This window comes from Amycolatopsis sp. VS8301801F10 (assembly GCF_046195355.1).
GTDB lineage: Bacteria > Actinomycetota > Actinomycetes > Mycobacteriales > Pseudonocardiaceae > Amycolatopsis.
The window spans coordinates 8,082,409-8,096,310 of sequence record NZ_CP176065.1; the positions used below are offsets into that span (position 1 = coordinate 8,082,409).

Genomic DNA, 13,902 nt, shown 5'->3' on the forward strand with positions numbered 1-13,902 from the left:
GCCGCTCCCTCCGACCTGCCGCACTCCTCCCGCCGCCCACTCCGGTAAGCCGCCAGGCCCTCCGCCTCATTGCCCCGTCGGCTACCTCACCCCCGTTCCAGTTCCAGCTCCGTCCGCACCGCAGGCCCGTTGTCCGGTCTCGCGAAGCGCACCCAGCTCCCCGGATGCCACGATTCGATCCACAGCGTGTTGTCTTCCACCCACGTCACCACCGCCTCGTGCAGGTCCAGCCGGAACAGGTGGCTCTCCTGTCCCTCCTGAATCCGCGCGACCTCCGCCGGATCGGTGACTTCCACCGCGCGGCCGGCGATTTTCGCGTCGCAGTCCTCCTCGATTCCCGGGAAGGCGTGCAGGGCGAACCGGCCGTCGCGCTGGAGGTCGCGGGCCTTGACCGCGTCGAGCATCGACCCGACGTACGCCTCGCCGTCGCGGAAGTCGATCTCCGAGCCGCTCACCCGGGGCGAACCGTCGCGGCGCAGCGTGGCCAGTACGTGCGAATCCGCGGCGGCGAAACGGGCTCGTACGCGCGAGGCCAGTGACGGAGCGGCGGCACTGAACTCATCCCAACTCGTCATTCCCGCAGTCTCGCACCCGCCACCGACAAAAACCGGCGTCCCGGAAACGATCGGGGGACCCGGGTTGTGCTTGACTCTCGGCATGATCGCGGAGACTGCCGAGAGTCGCTGTCCGGTCGAGGACGGCGAACTGGCCGTCCGCACGACCGGCGAGGGACCGCTGCTGTTGCTGGTCCCCGGCGGAACCGGCGCGGCGGACTCGTTCCGGGCGCTGGTCAAGCTTCTGCGCACGGATTTCACCGTGATCGCCTACGACCGCCGCGGCCATTTCTCCAGCACGGACACCACGACCGGGCCGGTCCCGGTGGCGCTGCAGGCGGACGACGCGCTCGCCGTGCTCGACCACGTCGGCGGGAGCGGGCCGGTGTCGATGTTCGGCACCAGCGCGGGTGCGCTGATCGGGCTCGATCTCGTCGCGCGGCATCCGGACCGGGTGGCCGCGTTCGTCGCGCACGAGCCGCCCGCGATCCAGTTGATGCCGGACGCCGCGGGGATTCTCGAGGCCGCCGCGGCGCAGGTCCGGTTGGCCCGTTCGGGTGATCTGATGGGCGCGGTCAGGCGGTTCGCGGACGGGATCGCCGGCGCCGCCCTGCCGGACCTGCCGCATCTGCGGCTGCCGAACGAAAGCGACTGGTTCCGGTTGTTCGACCGCGAGCTGACCCCGTTTTTCGACTACCTGCCGGACCTGCGCGCGCTGCGCCGGACGAACACCGAGATCATCCCGGTCGCCGGGGAGGCCAGCCGCGGCTGGTACCACTACCAGCCCGCCAAGATCCTCGCGCTCGAACTGGGGCTGCCGTTCGTCGAGACGCCGGGCGCGCACCTGGCCCCGCAACGCAATCCGGCCAAATTCGCCGCCGCGCTGAAGGAACTCCTCGCCAACGCCTGATCATTCCCGGGCTCAGCTTCCCGCAAGGAGTCCTTCACGGCCCTTCCGCAGCCGCGACGGCACCCCGCCGACGCCGCGGAAACTCCCGCACCAGCCCCGGGACGACCGCCAGCACCAGCAACCACAGGAACCGCGCCGGAGTCAGCTCCTCGCCGAAAAAGCCCAGCACTGCCGGAATTCCCGCTCCGGCGAGCACCGCGACGAAAGCCCACGGCTTCCACCTCCGGGAAGCCACCCGCGCCACCGCGCCCACCGCGGTGAACGCCGCGACGCACCCGCACAGCAACCACCGCGTCCCCGCCGGGAGGTGCCCGTGCGAAACCGACTCCACGGCCTCCCCGAACCCGGCCGCCAGCGCCGCGAGCAACCCGGCCACCAGGCAGTGCACCGGCAGCAGAACCCGCGGCCCCCAAGCGGTCTGGGACAGGTAAGGAATCCCGCCGAACCCCTGGAACAACGCCGCTCCCCACAAAGCCGCGAGCAGCGCCAGAACACCGAGAACGGTCGCGAGCAGCGGCCATTCCCAGTCCGGGACCTCGGTCATCGCCTCGGTGACCGTCAGCACGCCCTCGCCCAGCACGATGATCGTGAAAAGCCCCAGCCGCTCGCCGAAATGCGCGAGGTCCAGCTGCGCGAAGGCCAGTCCCGGCATTGGCCGTTTCGACTGGGTGGCCCGCTCCGCCACTTTCGCCGCGACCTGGTCGCCGGACATGGTCAGTCCCGCTACCAGGTCGATCGCCAGCCCGAGCGCCCACAGCGCGTACTTCCACGGCGCGTCGACCCAGAACGAGACAAACCACGGCACCACGCCCATCCCGGCGTGCACGACCGGCCATTCGACGATGATCCGCTGGTTTTCCCGGCTCTCCCACACGCGGCTCGCGAGCGCGCGCACCGCCACGTAAGAGATCGCGAAGCCCTGCGCGTGCTCGCCGAGGTCATGCACCGAACCGGCCATGAAAACCAGCCCGGCCATCGCGAGCAGCAACGGCATCGTGCGGGCCGCTTCGCCGGTGACGTTGCCGTACACGGTGAAGCACATCCACGCGGTCCAGAACGCGAGGAAGCACACGACGTAGAGGCCGGCGTCGCTCCAGGAAGCCGTTCCGCGCACGAGGTGCGAAAGCTGGGCGACGCCGGCGACCGCGACCAGGTCGAAGAACAACTCGAGCCAGGACGCGTGGCGTTCCCCGGTTTTCATGATCACGGCGGCCAGTATGCCGTGCTCCCGAAAACGCCGCCCTAAACCGCGCGCGTCCCGTCCTGCCACACTTCCCGAACGTTCCCCGCCAACGCCGGGAAATCGTACACATCGCCCGAAACGACCACGAGGTCCGCGCGGTGCCCGGGTGCCAACCGGCCCAGTTCGGCGTCCTTGCCCAGCAATCGCGCGGCCGACGACGTGGCGGCGACCAGCACGTCCGCCGGGCTCATCCCGGCCGAGCGCATCAGCTCCAGCTCTTCGAGGTTCGTCCCGTGCGGGCCGACGCCGCTGTCGGTGCCCATCGCGATCCGCACCCCGGCCTCGACTGCCCGGCGCACCGAATCCAGATGCACCTCCGCGACCTCTTTCGCCTTCTGCACCACCGCGTCCGGCAACGCCGCACCCGCTGCTGCCGCGCGGATGACGTTCACCGGAGCCACGAGCGTCGGGACGAGCCAGGTGCCGCGCGCGAGCATCAGCTCGATCGCTTCGTCGTCGAGGTAGATGCCGTGTTCGATCGACCGGATCCCGGCGCGGACCGCGTTCTTGACCCCCTCCGCGCCCTGCGCGTGGGCCATCACCGCCCGCCCCTGCATGGCCGCCTCGGCTACCAGGACGTCCAGTTCCTCCGGCGTGAACTGCGAATGCCGAGGATCGTCCCGCGGCGACAGCACTCCGCCAGTGGTGCAGACCTTCAGCACGTCGGCCCCGGCCCGCAGCAGGGTGCGCGCGACCCGGCGCATCTCGTCGGGGCCGTCGGCCAGCGCGCTCGGGCGGCCGGGGTGCGGCAGCGACAGCGGAACGCAATGCCCGGACGGCATCCAGCCGTCGCCGTGCCCGCCGGTCGGGCTGATCAGGCCGATCGCGATTTCCAAGCGGGGACCGGGAATCAGGCCGTCCGCGACCGCCTGCTTGATGCCGAGATCGGCCCCGGCGGCGTCGCGCACCGTGGTGATGCCGAGTTTCAGCGTGGTCCACAGGTTCCGGGCCGCCTCGTAGAACTGGTACGAGAACGGCTTCTGCACCCGCTGCAGCAACCCGAGGTCGGACACCGTGACGTGCACGTGGCAGTCGAACATCCCGGGCAGCAGCGTCGCGCCGGTGCAGTCCACCGCACGATCGCCGTCGAGGCCGGTGCCGACCTCGACGATCCGGCCGTCCTCGACCACGACGTCCGCGGGCGCGGGCTCGCCGCCCGTCCCGTCGAACACCGTGCCGCCGGCGAAAAGGGTCCGCGTCATACCGGTTCTCCTGTCTGCACCACGTCTCCGGACCGGGTCACGGCCCGTTCGATCAGCGCCGCGATCGCGAGCACGACCACGTTAACCGCAAGCCCGACCAGCCCCACGTTCACCGTGCCGGCGAGCTTGGCGTCCACGAAGGTCAGCCAGACCACCACGACCTCGCCCGCGAGCAGCCCGGCGAACACCGGGGCCTTGCCGACCGGGACCTTCTTCAGGAAGCCCAGCAGATTCGCCGGGGCCAGCTGCACCGACCCGGAATAGGTGAGCAGCAGCAGGTTCGCCAGCAGATCCGGCCGGAAGATCCCGAGCACCAAGGCGAGCGCGCTGGCCAGCACGACCGTCCCGTGGTTGATCCAGAACTGCTTGCGCTCGCCGCGCACCCGGGTGATGTTCCGGGCCACCAAAGAGGAAATGCCGATCAGGATGCCCGCCGCGGGCACCATCGCGGTGGCGGTCGCGGCGACGACCACGAGCCCGGTGACCCAGCCCGGCAGCGCCTCCTTGCTCAACGTCAGCAGCACGCCGTTCGGGTCGCTTCCCTTGGGCACCACCAGGATCGCCGCGAACCCGATGATCATCGGCAGCAGCAGGCACAGCTCGTACACCGGCATCCAGGTGTAGTTGCGGCGCAGCACCTTCGGATCGCGCGCGGACATCAGCGCCGGCCACGTGTGCGGCAGCGTCATCAGCCCGACGCCGATCGCGCTGACCAGCATGCTCGTGATGAACCACGTGTGGTCGTTGGCCCCGGCGTGCACGAACAGCTTCTCCGGATGCAGCTGGTCGATCTTGTGGAACACCCCGGACACGCCGCCGGCGAAATGCGCGGGCACCGCGATGATCAGCACCGCCAGGACGACGAGCATGATCGCGTCCTTGAAGTACGACGTCGCCGCCACCCCGCGCAGCCCGGCCCACAGCACGAACGCGACCACCAGCACGCTGCCCGCGATCATGCTGAGCGTGCCGGACGCGTGGTCGCCGGTCACCAGCCGGACGATCAGCCCGAGGCCGGTGATCTGCAACTGCAGATACGGCAGCACGAACACGACGCCGAGGATCGCCGACACCGTGCCCAGCGCACGGCTGGAATACCGGTCCTCGAGGAAATCGCCCTGCGTCAGATAGCCGCGTTCCTTGCCCATCCGCCAGATCCGCTTGGCGAGGAAAAACAGGACCACGTAGGCGATCGGCACGTACGGCAGCGCGTACATCGCCGCGACGCCGCCGGAGAACGCCAGCCCGGCCATGCCGAGGAAGGTGAAGGTCGTGAAGACCTCGCCGGCCTGCAGAAACCACATGGTGAGCGCACCGAACTTGCGGCCGCCGACGGTCCATTCCGCGAGATCCGCGGCCGGACGACGACGGCCCACGAAACCGAGCACGCCGATCAGCACGATCCCGGCGAGAGTGAAGGCGAGAATCATCGTCAATCCTCCTCGCCGCTGCGGGACATGAGCCGTTCGGACAACAGCAAGGCCGGAGTGAACATCAGGCACCAGAACGCGCCCCAGACCATCATCTTCGGAAGTCCCAGCCACAGGCCGGAGGAGTTGACGAAGGGGAGGAACGGCATGAGGACGAGAGCGACTACGGGGAGGACCGGGGGGAGGTAGTAGCTACGCATGGGAACACGCTGCCAGAAGGTAGGGCTCTCGGCAGTGTTTGATGGCGCGGTGTTTGATGGCGCCGACTTCGTCGGCGCGGGCGGGATCGCCTTTAAGTCGGCGTGTGGAGGGACAGTGCGCCCGGCCCTGGGGGCCGTGCGCACTGTCCCTCCACACGCCGACGCGATCCCGCGGTGGGGTTGAGTTGGTGAGAGCGGTGCGAGGGGGGGGGTAGTGGTGCGAGGGGGGCGTAGTGGTGCGAGGGGGCGTAGTGGTGGGGGGATCGGCATCTGGGTGAGTGTGCGGTGGGCCGTTTGCCGGGGGGTGTGGGCTGTTCGGAGGGGGTGGGGCGGTGAGATTTCCGGCTGCGGCGGTGGGTTTCGGGGGGTCCGGCAGGCGGTTGAGCTGCGCGGCGTCCAGGGAGCACAGGCGGGGGGTGGGGGCAACCCCAGCACGGGCCGTCGGGTCTGCCGGTTTCCCGGCGGGGCGCGGCGCGGCAATACTCGCCCTGGTGACCACCGAAAAGCTCGTCCTCCCCTCGCCCCCACGGCCGGGAAGCGACTTCGCCCGGCTCTGCCGCCGGATCACCGACGCCGGTCTGCTCGACCGCCGCCCCGGCTACTACACCGCTCGAATCTCGCTCGTGACCGTGCTGTTCGCGGGAGGCTGGGTCGCGTTCGCGATGCTCGGCGACTCGTGGTGGCAGCTCGCCGTGGCCGCGTTCCAGGCGTTCCTGTTCGGGCAGATCGCCCTGCTTTCGCACGACCTGGCGCACCGGCAGGTGTTCCGCACGCGCCGTCCCGCGGAAATCGCCGGGCGGCTGGCCGGGAACCTCGGCATCGGGATGAGCTACGGGTGGTGGATGGACAAGCACACCCGGCACCACGCCAACCCGAACCACGAGGAACTCGACCCGGACGTCGACCCGGACATCCTCGTCTGGTCCCAGCGACAGGCCCGCGAGGCACGCGGCCTTCCCCGGTTCGTCGGACGGCACCAGGCGCTGCTGTTCTTCCCGCTGCTCACTCTCGAAGGCCTCAACCTGCACTGGTCCGGCATCCGCGCCGTCGCCCGCCCCGGCCTGCGCCGCCGCGGGCTCGAAGCGACGCTGCTGTTCATCCATTGCGCGGGCTACCTCGCCGCGTTGTTCCTCGTCCTCCCGCCGGGCCTCGCACTGCTGTTTTTCGCCGTCCACCAGGGACTGTGGGGCGTCTACATGGGGTCGATCTTCGCGCCGAACCACAAGGGCATGCCGACGCTGACCGGCCGCCCGGAACTGGACTTCCTGCGCAAGCAGGTCCTCACTTCCCGGAACGTCGCGGGCGGCCCGGTCATCGACGTCCTGCTCGGCGGCCTCAACCACCAGATCGAGCACCATCTGTTCCCGAGCATGCCGTCGGTGCACCTGCGCCGCGCCCAGCCGATGGTCGAGGCTTATTGCGCCGAAATCGGCATCCCGTACCTGCGCACCGGTCTGGTTTCTTCGTATCGCCAGACCCTGCGTCACCTGCACGAAGCTGGGGCTCCTCTCAGGAACGCTTCGTAGACTCGGGGGCATGAGCTTCGAAGCATTGACTCCGGCGGCCTTCGGCGCGAAGGCCGCCGGAGCCCGTGCGGAACGGATGCGCCAGTCTCCGCAGTACGCCGACGGCGTGTTCCACAACGCCGCCCACACTCGCGCCACGCCCGCCTCCCCCGGTGCGCTCGTGCGCGAGTTCCTGTTCGGCGAGGACCGCGCCCGTCGCCGTCCGGGCGGTGCGATCCCGCTGGTCGCCTCTCCGGCCGCCACCTCAGTGGACGGGCTTTTCCTTACCTGGTACGGACATGCGTCCACGCTGGTGGAGATCGACGGCGCCCGCGTGCTCTGCGATCCGGTGTGGGGAGACCGGGTTTCGCCCACGACGTTCGCTGGGCCGCGGCGGCTGCACGCTCCGCCGGTTTCGCTGCGGGAGCTGGGCCGTCTGGATGCGATCGTGATCTCCCACGACCACTACGACCACCTGGACCTGCCCACCGTCCAAGCGTTGATTTCGCTGACCGACGCGCCGTTTCTCGTGCCGCTCGGCGTCGGCGCGCATCTCGAACGGTGGCACGTCCCGGCCGCGCGGATCGTCGAACTCGACTGGCACGAGGACGCCCACGTGGCCGGGATCCGGTTCGTCGCCACCCCGGCGCAGCATTTCTCCGGCCGCGGCCTCGCGAACGACAGCACGCTGTGGGCTTCGTGGGTGATCGCCGGTCCGGAGCATCGCGTCTACTACAGCGGCGACACCGGGTACTTCCCGGGTTTCGCCGAGATCGGCGCGAAATACGGCCCGTTCGACGCGACGCTGATCCAGGTCGGCGCGTATGCCCCGAACTGGCCGGACATCCACATGACGCCGGAGGAGGGCGTCGCCGCCCATCTGGACGTGCGCGGCGGGCTGCTGGTCCCGGTGCACTGGGCGACGTTCACGCTGGCCATGCACACCTGGTCGGATCCGGCGGACCGGGTGTGGCGGGAGGCGAAGGCCAACGACCTCCCGCTCGCGATCCCGAAACCCGGGCAGCGGATCGACGCGTCCGCCCCGCCGCCGGTGGACGGATGGTGGCAGACCCTGGGCTGACCCGGCCGCGCTGCTCCACGCCGGCACGAGCGGATCCAACCGACGATCCGCGGCAATCCGCCGAAGCAGACCCAGCTGCACGCGATCCGGACTGGCTGCCCCGGCAGGCACCGGTCCGCACTCGCCTGCCTCCGCTAGACCGCGGCAGGAGCGGACCCGAACTCGATCCGGTGACGATGCAGGTCCCCGAAAACCTTCTCCGGATTCATCACCGTCTTCATCATCAGGGGCATCAGCAAGTCACGCATAATCCGCGCCACCGGCCCCGCCGCCTTGTCGTTGTTGATCTTCGCCGCCCGCGCGATGATCCGCTCCACCCGTTCCCGCCGGGCCGTCTCGTACTGTGCGAAAGCCGTTGCCACGTCAGCGTTGTCTCGCAGGGCGCGGGCCAGTTCGAGGGAACTCTCGACTGCCTGCGACGCGCCTTGTCCGGAACTCGGCGACGTCGGATGCGCGGCGTCGCCGACCAGGACGACCCGGCCGCGATGCCACGTCCGCACCGTGGGGATGTCTTCCAGGATTCCCGGCTGGCCCACGTCTTCCGGCTTCAGCAGCGCGATGATGTCGCGCGCCGGGACGTCGTCCGCGTGCCGCTGCCGCAGGACCGAAAGCCAGTGCTCCGGCGAGGCGGTCTTCGCCTCGGCCGGGTCCGCGGCGGGGACGTTGCTGAACCAGAGAATCTCGTCCGCGTCGATGAAATAGCCGAAGAACGCGCGCTTGCCGAAGGCGAAATGCTGATACTTCCCGGTGTCCGACAGGCCGGGATTGCGAATCCAGCCACCGAGGCCGAGCAATCCGGTGTACCGCGGCGCGGGCACCGCTGGGTCCAAAGCAGACCGTACCGCGGACCGGATGCCGTCCGCGCCGATCAGCACGTCTCCGGAAACGACCGAACCGTCCGCGAAGCGCGCGCTCACCCGGTCCGGCTTGTCCTCAATGGACTCCAGGCGTTTCCCGAATTCGACCGCGATCCCCCGGTTCCGCGCTTCGTCCATCAGCGCCCGGTACAGCCGGTCCCGGCGCAGCAACAGGCTCGACGGCAGGTCCGGCAGCCCGTCGAATCTGCCGACCGCTCGGCCTTTGTGGTTCTGCATCACCATTCCGGGCACCTCGATGCCGACCGCGGCCACCGCGGCATCGGCGTCGATCTGCCGCAAAGCGTTGCGGCCGTTGGGAGCTAGCGTCAAAGCGCTGCCCACTCCGTCCGCCGCCTTCGGATAAGCCTCGTACACGGTGGCGTCGATGCCCGCTCGCTGCAACGCCATCGCGGTGGCCGCACCGGCGATGCCGCCGCCGATCACTAATACGTTCATGTTCTCCCCTTGAAATAGGTTTCCCACGCCTGCCGGTAGTCCTCCCCGGCGACCGACTCGGCGAGCCGTTCGACGAAGCCGCGCTCCGCCTCGACCTTCGTCAGCCGGTAGTCCTCCTCGACCAGGAACCACCAGGCGAGCCCCTGCTCGCGCCCGGCTTCGATGGTCGCGCGGATGTCGTCGGCGATCGCGGTGAGCGCGGCCAGCCGCTGCTGCAGCAACTCGTGCACCTCGTCCGCCGGCAGCACCACGAACAACGACAGCGCCGCCCCGAACAACGGATATTCAGTGGCCGGTTCGGCGACGAGTTCGCGCATCCAGTCGAACAGCTCGAGCCGGCCGGTGGGCGTGATGGCGTAGACGGTCCGCTCCGGGCGCGCGGAATCGCGCAGGGTCTCCTGCGCCGCGATGAACCCGGCCTTCTCCAGCTGCCCGACCACCATGTACAGCGAGCTGCGGGTGTACTTGAAATCCCGCTCCTTGCCGTACTCCACGAACCGCCGTGCCATCTCGTACGGATGCATCGGCTCCTCGAGCAAGCCCGCCAGCACGGCCAGCCCGAGCGGATTCCCCACCACGCGTCGCTTCACCACAACTCCTTAGTCAGGATCGACTATACGCGTGAGAGTAGTCGATGTCGACTATATGGGCGTGCGGTAGGAAGGAGGGCATGAAGCTCAAGCTCGATCTTCACGACATCTACAACCGCGGCGGGGAGATCGACCGGGCGCTGCGCGCGGTCATCGACGAGGCGGTCGCGAAGAAGGCGCCGCTCGTGGAGATCATCCCGGGCAAGGGGTCCGGGCAACTGAAGAAGCACGTGCTGCGGTTCCTGGAGCGCAAGGACGTGAAGGCGCTCTACCACCGCATAGAGAAGGACAAAGACAACTTCGGGCGGGTGTTCGTGCACTTCCGCTGGAGTAGGCCTCGTGAGTGGCGATCACGGTTAGAACCGTGATCGCCGCTCACGAGGGAGTCAGAGCCAGTCGTCCGGACGGGGCCAGGGCATCAGCGCGGTGAGGGCGTCCGGCACCGGTTCGGTGACCGTGTAGCGGCCGCGGTGGAAGAGCAGCGGGCGGGCGTCGGACGTCTCGCCCAGTGCGGTCACGCGGCCGACCACCACGTAGTGGTCCCCGGCCGGGTGGACCGCCTGCACCGCGCAGTCCACCCAGGTCAGGGCCCCGTCCAGCAGCGGCGCGCCGGACGGGGCGGGCCGCCAGGAGACCCCGGAGAACTTGTCGCCGCCGCGGCGGCCGAACTCGGCGCAGACCGCCTGCTGGTCCTCGGCGAGCACGTTCACCGCGAACGTGCCCGCCGCGGCCAGCGCGGGCCAGGTGCGCGACGTCCGGGCCACGCAGAACAGCACCAGCGGCGGGTCCAGCGACAACGCCGCGAACGACTGGCAGGCGAACCCGACCGGCCCGGCGGGACCGGCCAGCGAAGTGGAGCCCTCGACGTAGCCGGTCACCACGGTCACCCCGGTGCAGAAGTGGCCCAGCACCTCGCGAAACCGGTCCGACACGGCCTCCGGAACCGCCGCTGTCATTGCGCGCCTACCGAGAAATCGTGACCCCACAACGAAACCGCGGTGCTCTCGCGGGCGATCCACGCCTCGTCCTCGACCTGCCGGCCCTCGCAGCCGAACTCGACGTCGAAGCCGCCCGGGGTCTTCATGTAGAACGACAGCATCAGGTCGTTCACGTGCCGGCCGAGCGTCGCCGACATCGGGACGTTCTTGCGCTTCGCTCGGTCCAGGCACAACCCGACGTCGTCGGTCTCCTCGACCTCCACCATCAGGTGCACGATCCCGCTCGGCGTCGGCATCGGCAGGAACGCCAGGCTGTGGTGGCGCGGATTGCAGCCGAAGAACCGCAGCCACGCCGGGTCGCCGTCGGCCGGGCGGCCCACCATCTGCGGCGGCAGCCGCATCGAGTCGCGGAGCCGGAAGCCCAGCACGTCCCGGTAGAACCTCAGCGCGGCCTCGTCGTCGTGAGTCGACAAAACCACGTGGCCGAGGCCCTGCTCGCCGGTGACGAACCGGTGCCCGTACGGGCTCACCACGCGCCGGTGCTGCAGCGCGACCCCGTGGAACACCTCCAGGGTGTTGCCGGACGGATCGGTGAAGCTGATCAGCTCCGCCACCCGGCGGTCCGCCAGTTCCTCCGGCGTGCCTTCCTTGTACGGCACCGAAGCCGCGTCGAGCCGGGCGCGGACGTCGTCCAGTTCCGCGGCGTTGGCCGCTTCCCAGCCCGCCTGCGCCAAGCGGTCCTTCTCCCCCGGCACGATCACCAATCGCGCCGGGAAATCGTCCATGCGCAGGTAGAGCGCGTTCGGATCGGTGCCCGAACCCTCCACCATGCCGAGCACCTTCAGCCCGTAGACGCGCCAGGCGTCCATGTCCGTGGCTTCGATGCGCAGATATCCCAGCGAACGGATAGCCATCACGAACTCCCGAGGAAGTCGAGGGCGAGTCGGTTGAACTCGTCGAACTTCTCCAGCTGCGCCCAGTGCCCGCAGCCGCCGAACACGTGCAGTTGCGCACGCGGAATCGTCTTCAACGCCAGCAAAGCGCCGTCGAGCGGGTTGACCCGGTCCTCCCGGCCCCAGACGAGCAAGACCCGTTGCCGCAGGCGGTAAGCCTCGCGCCACAACATGCCTTCCTCGAAGGAGTCCGGCAGGCTGAACGATTTGCCCATCGCCCGCATCGCGGCGAGCGACTCCGGCGAACGCGCGATCTCGAAGCGTTCGTCGATCAGCTCGTCGGTGACCAAAGCCTGGTCGTGCACCATGATCCGGAGGAAGGCTTCCATCCGCTCCCGCGTCGGATCCCCGGCGAACTTGGACAGCAGCCGCACGCCCTCGGTCGGGTCCGGGGAGAACACGTTGACGCTCAGCCCGCCCGCGCCCATCAGCACCAGCCGTCCCGCGCGCCCGGGGTGGTTCAGCGCGAGCCGGACCGCCGCGCCCGCGCCGAGCGAATTGCCGACGAGGTGCGCCTTTTCGATGCCCAGCCGGTCCATCAGGCCGACGACCGCGTCCGCGCTGTGCCGGAAGTACTGCGGGTGGTCGGTCGGCTTGTCGGACCGGCCGAACCCGGGCTGGTCGATCGCCAGCGTGCGGTAGGACTTCCCGAACACCGGCAGGTTCCGGCCGAAGTTGCTCCACGCCGAGGCACCGGGGCCGCCGCCATGCAGCAACAGCACCGTCTCGGAGTTCTCCGCGCCAGACTCGTGGTAGTGCAGGCGAATGCCGCCCGCAGTGTCTACATAGGAACCTTCGGGCACCATCAGACCATCGCATTCTCGACGGGCAAACCGAATTCGCCGGTGCCGAACATGACGTACGCGCGCTCCGCGTCGTTCGCCGCGTGCACCCGGCCCGCGTGCGCGTCGCGCCAGAACCGCTGGATCGGCGTGCCCCGCTGCAGCGCGCGGCCGCCGGAGTTCTCGAAAAGCCGGTCGATCGCGGAGATCGCCCGCTCGGTGCCGCGCACCTGGTCCCGGCGCACCCGCAACCGCGTGCTGAACGGCAGCTTCTCGCCCTTGCAGGCCAGCTGGTACAGCTCGTCGATGTTGTGCGTCAGCTGCAGCCAGGCCGCGTCGATCTCGCTGCCCGCCTCGGCGATCCGCACCTTCGAGAACGGGTCCTCTTTGGACTGTTCGCCCGCGTACGCCGCCCGTACCCGCTTGCCCTGGTGCTCCACGTGCGCGTCGTACGCGCCCTGCGCCATCCCGATGATCGGCGCGGTGATGGTGCTCGGGTGCACGGAACCGTACGGCAGCCGGTACAGCGGGCCGGGGTTCACTTCCTGCCCCGGCGTCTTGCACTTCGACGTCGCCATGAAGCTCAGCGCGCGGTGCTTCGGCACGAACACGTCCTCTACGACGATGTCGTTGGACCCGGTGCCGCGCAGCCCGACCGTGTCCCAGACGTCCACAATGGAGTAATCCGAGATCGGCACGAGGTACGTGCAGAAGTCCACCGGCTTGCCGTCGGCGAACGCCGGCCCGCCCAGCAGCACCCACGTGCAGTGGTCGCTCCCGGACGAGAAGCTCCATCGCCCGGACAACCGGTAGCCGCCCTCGACAACGGTCGCCTTGCCCATCGGCGCGTACGAAGACGAAATCCGCACGTCGTGGTCCTCGCCCCACACGTCCGCCTGGGCCCGGGCGTCGAACAACGCGACGTGCCACGGGTGCACGCCGAGAATCGACGCGACCCAGCCGGTGGACCCGCAGGCGCTCGCGATGAGCTTGACCGCGGTGTAGAAGGTGACCGGGTCGGCTTCGAAGCCGCCGTACGGTTTCGGTTGCAGCAGGCGGAAAAATCCGGTCTCCTGCAGCGCTTTCACTGATTCGGCGGGGATCCGACGGGCGTCCTCGGTCTCCTGTGCGCGTTCCCGCAGCACGGGAAGAAGGTCGCGCACCCCCGCGATCACGGCAGCCAGCTCGCTCATCGGCCGTC

The 13,902-nt window shown here is 69.4% G+C and carries 15 protein-coding genes; 4 read left to right on the top strand and 11 right to left on the bottom strand.

The genetic code is table 11. The features are described 5' to 3' along the window. Positions 1 to 86: 86 nt before the first annotated feature. The gene (locus F9C11_RS37015; protein ID WP_409181990.1) at positions 87 to 575 is read right to left on the bottom strand and encodes a pyridoxamine 5'-phosphate oxidase family protein; all 489 of its coding nucleotides are present in this window, start codon (positions 573 to 575) and stop codon (positions 87 to 89) included. Between the two features lie 82 nt (positions 576 to 657). Here F9C11_RS37015 and F9C11_RS37020 point away from each other — a divergent pair, with 82 nt between their 5' ends. Next, on the top strand, positions 658 to 1,464 hold the full coding sequence (locus F9C11_RS37020) for an alpha/beta fold hydrolase (protein ID WP_409181991.1): 807 nt from the start codon (positions 658 to 660) through the stop codon (positions 1,462 to 1,464). 34 nt (positions 1,465 to 1,498) lie between these two features. On the opposite strand, the gene F9C11_RS37025 is transcribed toward F9C11_RS37020, so the two are convergent. Genes F9C11_RS37025 through F9C11_RS37040 form a run of 4 tightly spaced genes read right to left on the bottom strand, consistent with a single transcriptional unit; the run spans position 1,499 to position 5,539 of the window. Continuing rightward, a complete protein-coding gene (locus tag F9C11_RS37025) occupies positions 1,499 to 2,665 on the bottom strand; it encodes a low temperature requirement protein A (protein ID WP_409187057.1) in 1,167 nt (388 codons plus the stop codon). 41 nt (positions 2,666 to 2,706) lie between these two features. Continuing rightward, positions 2,707 to 3,909 carry an amidohydrolase family protein gene (locus F9C11_RS37030; RefSeq protein WP_409181992.1) on the bottom strand — a complete coding sequence of 401 codons (1,203 nt, stop codon included), beginning with the start codon at positions 3,907 to 3,909 and terminating at the stop codon, positions 2,707 to 2,709. Continuing rightward, positions 3,906 to 5,339, bottom strand: a complete 1,434-nt coding sequence (locus F9C11_RS37035) for a sodium:solute symporter (protein WP_409181993.1) — start codon at positions 5,337 to 5,339, stop codon at positions 3,906 to 3,908. The genes F9C11_RS37030 and F9C11_RS37035 overlap by 4 nt, the downstream gene beginning before the upstream one ends. 2 nt (positions 5,340 to 5,341) lie before the next feature. Further along, positions 5,342 to 5,539 (bottom strand): hypothetical protein, encoded by a 198-nt coding sequence (locus tag F9C11_RS37040; protein ID WP_409181994.1) that lies wholly within the window; start codon positions 5,537 to 5,539, stop codon positions 5,342 to 5,344. Positions 5,540 to 6,027: 488 nt separating this feature from the next. On the opposite strand from F9C11_RS37040, the gene F9C11_RS37045 reads away from it, so the two are divergent. After that, the gene (locus F9C11_RS37045; protein ID WP_409187058.1) at positions 6,028 to 7,065 is read left to right on the top strand and encodes a fatty acid desaturase family protein; all 1,038 of its coding nucleotides are present in this window, start codon (positions 6,028 to 6,030) and stop codon (positions 7,063 to 7,065) included. Between the two features lie 10 nt (positions 7,066 to 7,075). Next, positions 7,076 to 8,125 (top strand): MBL fold metallo-hydrolase, encoded by a 1,050-nt coding sequence (locus F9C11_RS37050; protein ID WP_409181995.1) that lies wholly within the window; start codon positions 7,076 to 7,078, stop codon positions 8,123 to 8,125. 134 nt (positions 8,126 to 8,259) lie between these two features. Here F9C11_RS37050 and F9C11_RS37055 read toward each other — a convergent pair whose 3' ends face one another. Then, complete coding sequence (locus tag F9C11_RS37055) at positions 8,260 to 9,438, bottom strand: FAD-dependent oxidoreductase (protein ID WP_409181996.1); 1,179 nt, start codon at positions 9,436 to 9,438, stop codon at positions 8,260 to 8,262. Continuing rightward, positions 9,435 to 10,028: a PadR family transcriptional regulator gene (locus tag F9C11_RS37060; RefSeq protein WP_409181997.1), complete on the bottom strand. Its 594-nt coding sequence runs from the start codon at positions 10,026 to 10,028 to the stop codon at positions 9,435 to 9,437. Before F9C11_RS37060 ends, F9C11_RS37055 begins: the two co-directional genes overlap by 4 nt. Positions 10,029 to 10,108: 80 nt before the next feature. Here F9C11_RS37060 and F9C11_RS37065 point away from each other — a divergent pair, with 80 nt between their 5' ends. Further along, complete coding sequence (locus F9C11_RS37065; protein ID WP_409181998.1) at positions 10,109 to 10,396, top strand: Smr/MutS family protein; 288 nt, start codon at positions 10,109 to 10,111, stop codon at positions 10,394 to 10,396. A gap of 18 nt (positions 10,397 to 10,414) precedes the next feature. Here F9C11_RS37065 and hsaB read toward each other — a convergent pair whose 3' ends face one another. From hsaB to hsaA, 4 genes are read right to left on the bottom strand one after another with little or no spacing between them, the layout of a single operon-like run. Continuing rightward, positions 10,415 to 10,984, bottom strand: coding sequence for a 3-hydroxy-9,10-secoandrosta-1,3,5(10)-triene-9,17-dione monooxygenase reductase subunit (gene hsaB / locus F9C11_RS37070; protein WP_409181999.1), 570 nt, complete (start codon positions 10,982 to 10,984; stop codon positions 10,415 to 10,417). Further along, positions 10,981 to 11,880 (bottom strand): iron-dependent extradiol dioxygenase HsaC, encoded by a 900-nt coding sequence (gene hsaC, locus F9C11_RS37075; RefSeq protein ID WP_409182000.1) that lies wholly within the window; start codon positions 11,878 to 11,880, stop codon positions 10,981 to 10,983. The genes hsaB and hsaC overlap by 4 nt, the downstream gene beginning before the upstream one ends. Beyond that, positions 11,880 to 12,725, bottom strand: a complete 846-nt coding sequence (hsaD, locus tag F9C11_RS37080; protein WP_409182001.1) for a 4,5:9,10-diseco-3-hydroxy-5,9,17-trioxoandrosta-1(10),2-diene-4-oate hydrolase — start codon at positions 12,723 to 12,725, stop codon at positions 11,880 to 11,882. Before hsaD ends, hsaC begins: the two co-directional genes overlap by 1 nt. Beyond that, the gene (gene hsaA, locus F9C11_RS37085) at positions 12,725 to 13,894 is read right to left on the bottom strand and encodes a 3-hydroxy-9,10-secoandrosta-1,3,5(10)-triene-9,17-dione monooxygenase oxygenase subunit (protein ID WP_409182002.1); all 1,170 of its coding nucleotides are present in this window, start codon (positions 13,892 to 13,894) and stop codon (positions 12,725 to 12,727) included. Before hsaA ends, hsaD begins: the two co-directional genes overlap by 1 nt. Positions 13,895 to 13,902: the final 8 nt, after the last annotated feature.

Coding starts and splice junctions, on each gene's coding strand:
- F9C11_RS37040 (WP_409181994.1), bottom strand. CDS start 5,539: ATGCGTAGCTACTACCTCCCCCCGGTCCTCCCCGTAGTCGCTCTCGTC.
- F9C11_RS37055 (WP_409181996.1), bottom strand. CDS start 9,438: ATGAACGTATTAGTGATCGGCGGCGGCATCGCCGGTGCGGCCACCGCG.
- F9C11_RS37065 (WP_409181998.1), top strand. CDS start 10,109: ATGAAGCTCAAGCTCGATCTTCACGACATCTACAACCGCGGCGGGGAG.
- F9C11_RS37025 (WP_409187057.1), bottom strand. CDS start 2,665: ATGAAAACCGGGGAACGCCACGCGTCCTGGCTCGAGTTGTTCTTCGAC.
- hsaC (WP_409182000.1), bottom strand. CDS start 11,880: ATGGCTATCCGTTCGCTGGGATATCTGCGCATCGAAGCCACGGACATG.
- F9C11_RS37035 (WP_409181993.1), bottom strand. CDS start 5,339: ATGATTCTCGCCTTCACTCTCGCCGGGATCGTGCTGATCGGCGTGCTC.
- F9C11_RS37030 (WP_409181992.1), bottom strand. CDS start 3,909: ATGACGCGGACCCTTTTCGCCGGCGGCACGGTGTTCGACGGGACGGGC.
- F9C11_RS37050 (WP_409181995.1), top strand. CDS start 7,076: ATGAGCTTCGAAGCATTGACTCCGGCGGCCTTCGGCGCGAAGGCCGCC.
- F9C11_RS37020 (WP_409181991.1), top strand. CDS start 658: ATGATCGCGGAGACTGCCGAGAGTCGCTGTCCGGTCGAGGACGGCGAA.
- hsaA (WP_409182002.1), bottom strand. CDS start 13,894: ATGAGCGAGCTGGCTGCCGTGATCGCGGGGGTGCGCGACCTTCTTCCC.
- hsaD (WP_409182001.1), bottom strand. CDS start 12,725: ATGGTGCCCGAAGGTTCCTATGTAGACACTGCGGGCGGCATTCGCCTG.
- F9C11_RS37015 (WP_409181990.1), bottom strand. CDS start 575: ATGACGAGTTGGGATGAGTTCAGTGCCGCCGCTCCGTCACTGGCCTCG.
- hsaB (WP_409181999.1), bottom strand. CDS start 10,984: ATGACAGCGGCGGTTCCGGAGGCCGTGTCGGACCGGTTTCGCGAGGTG.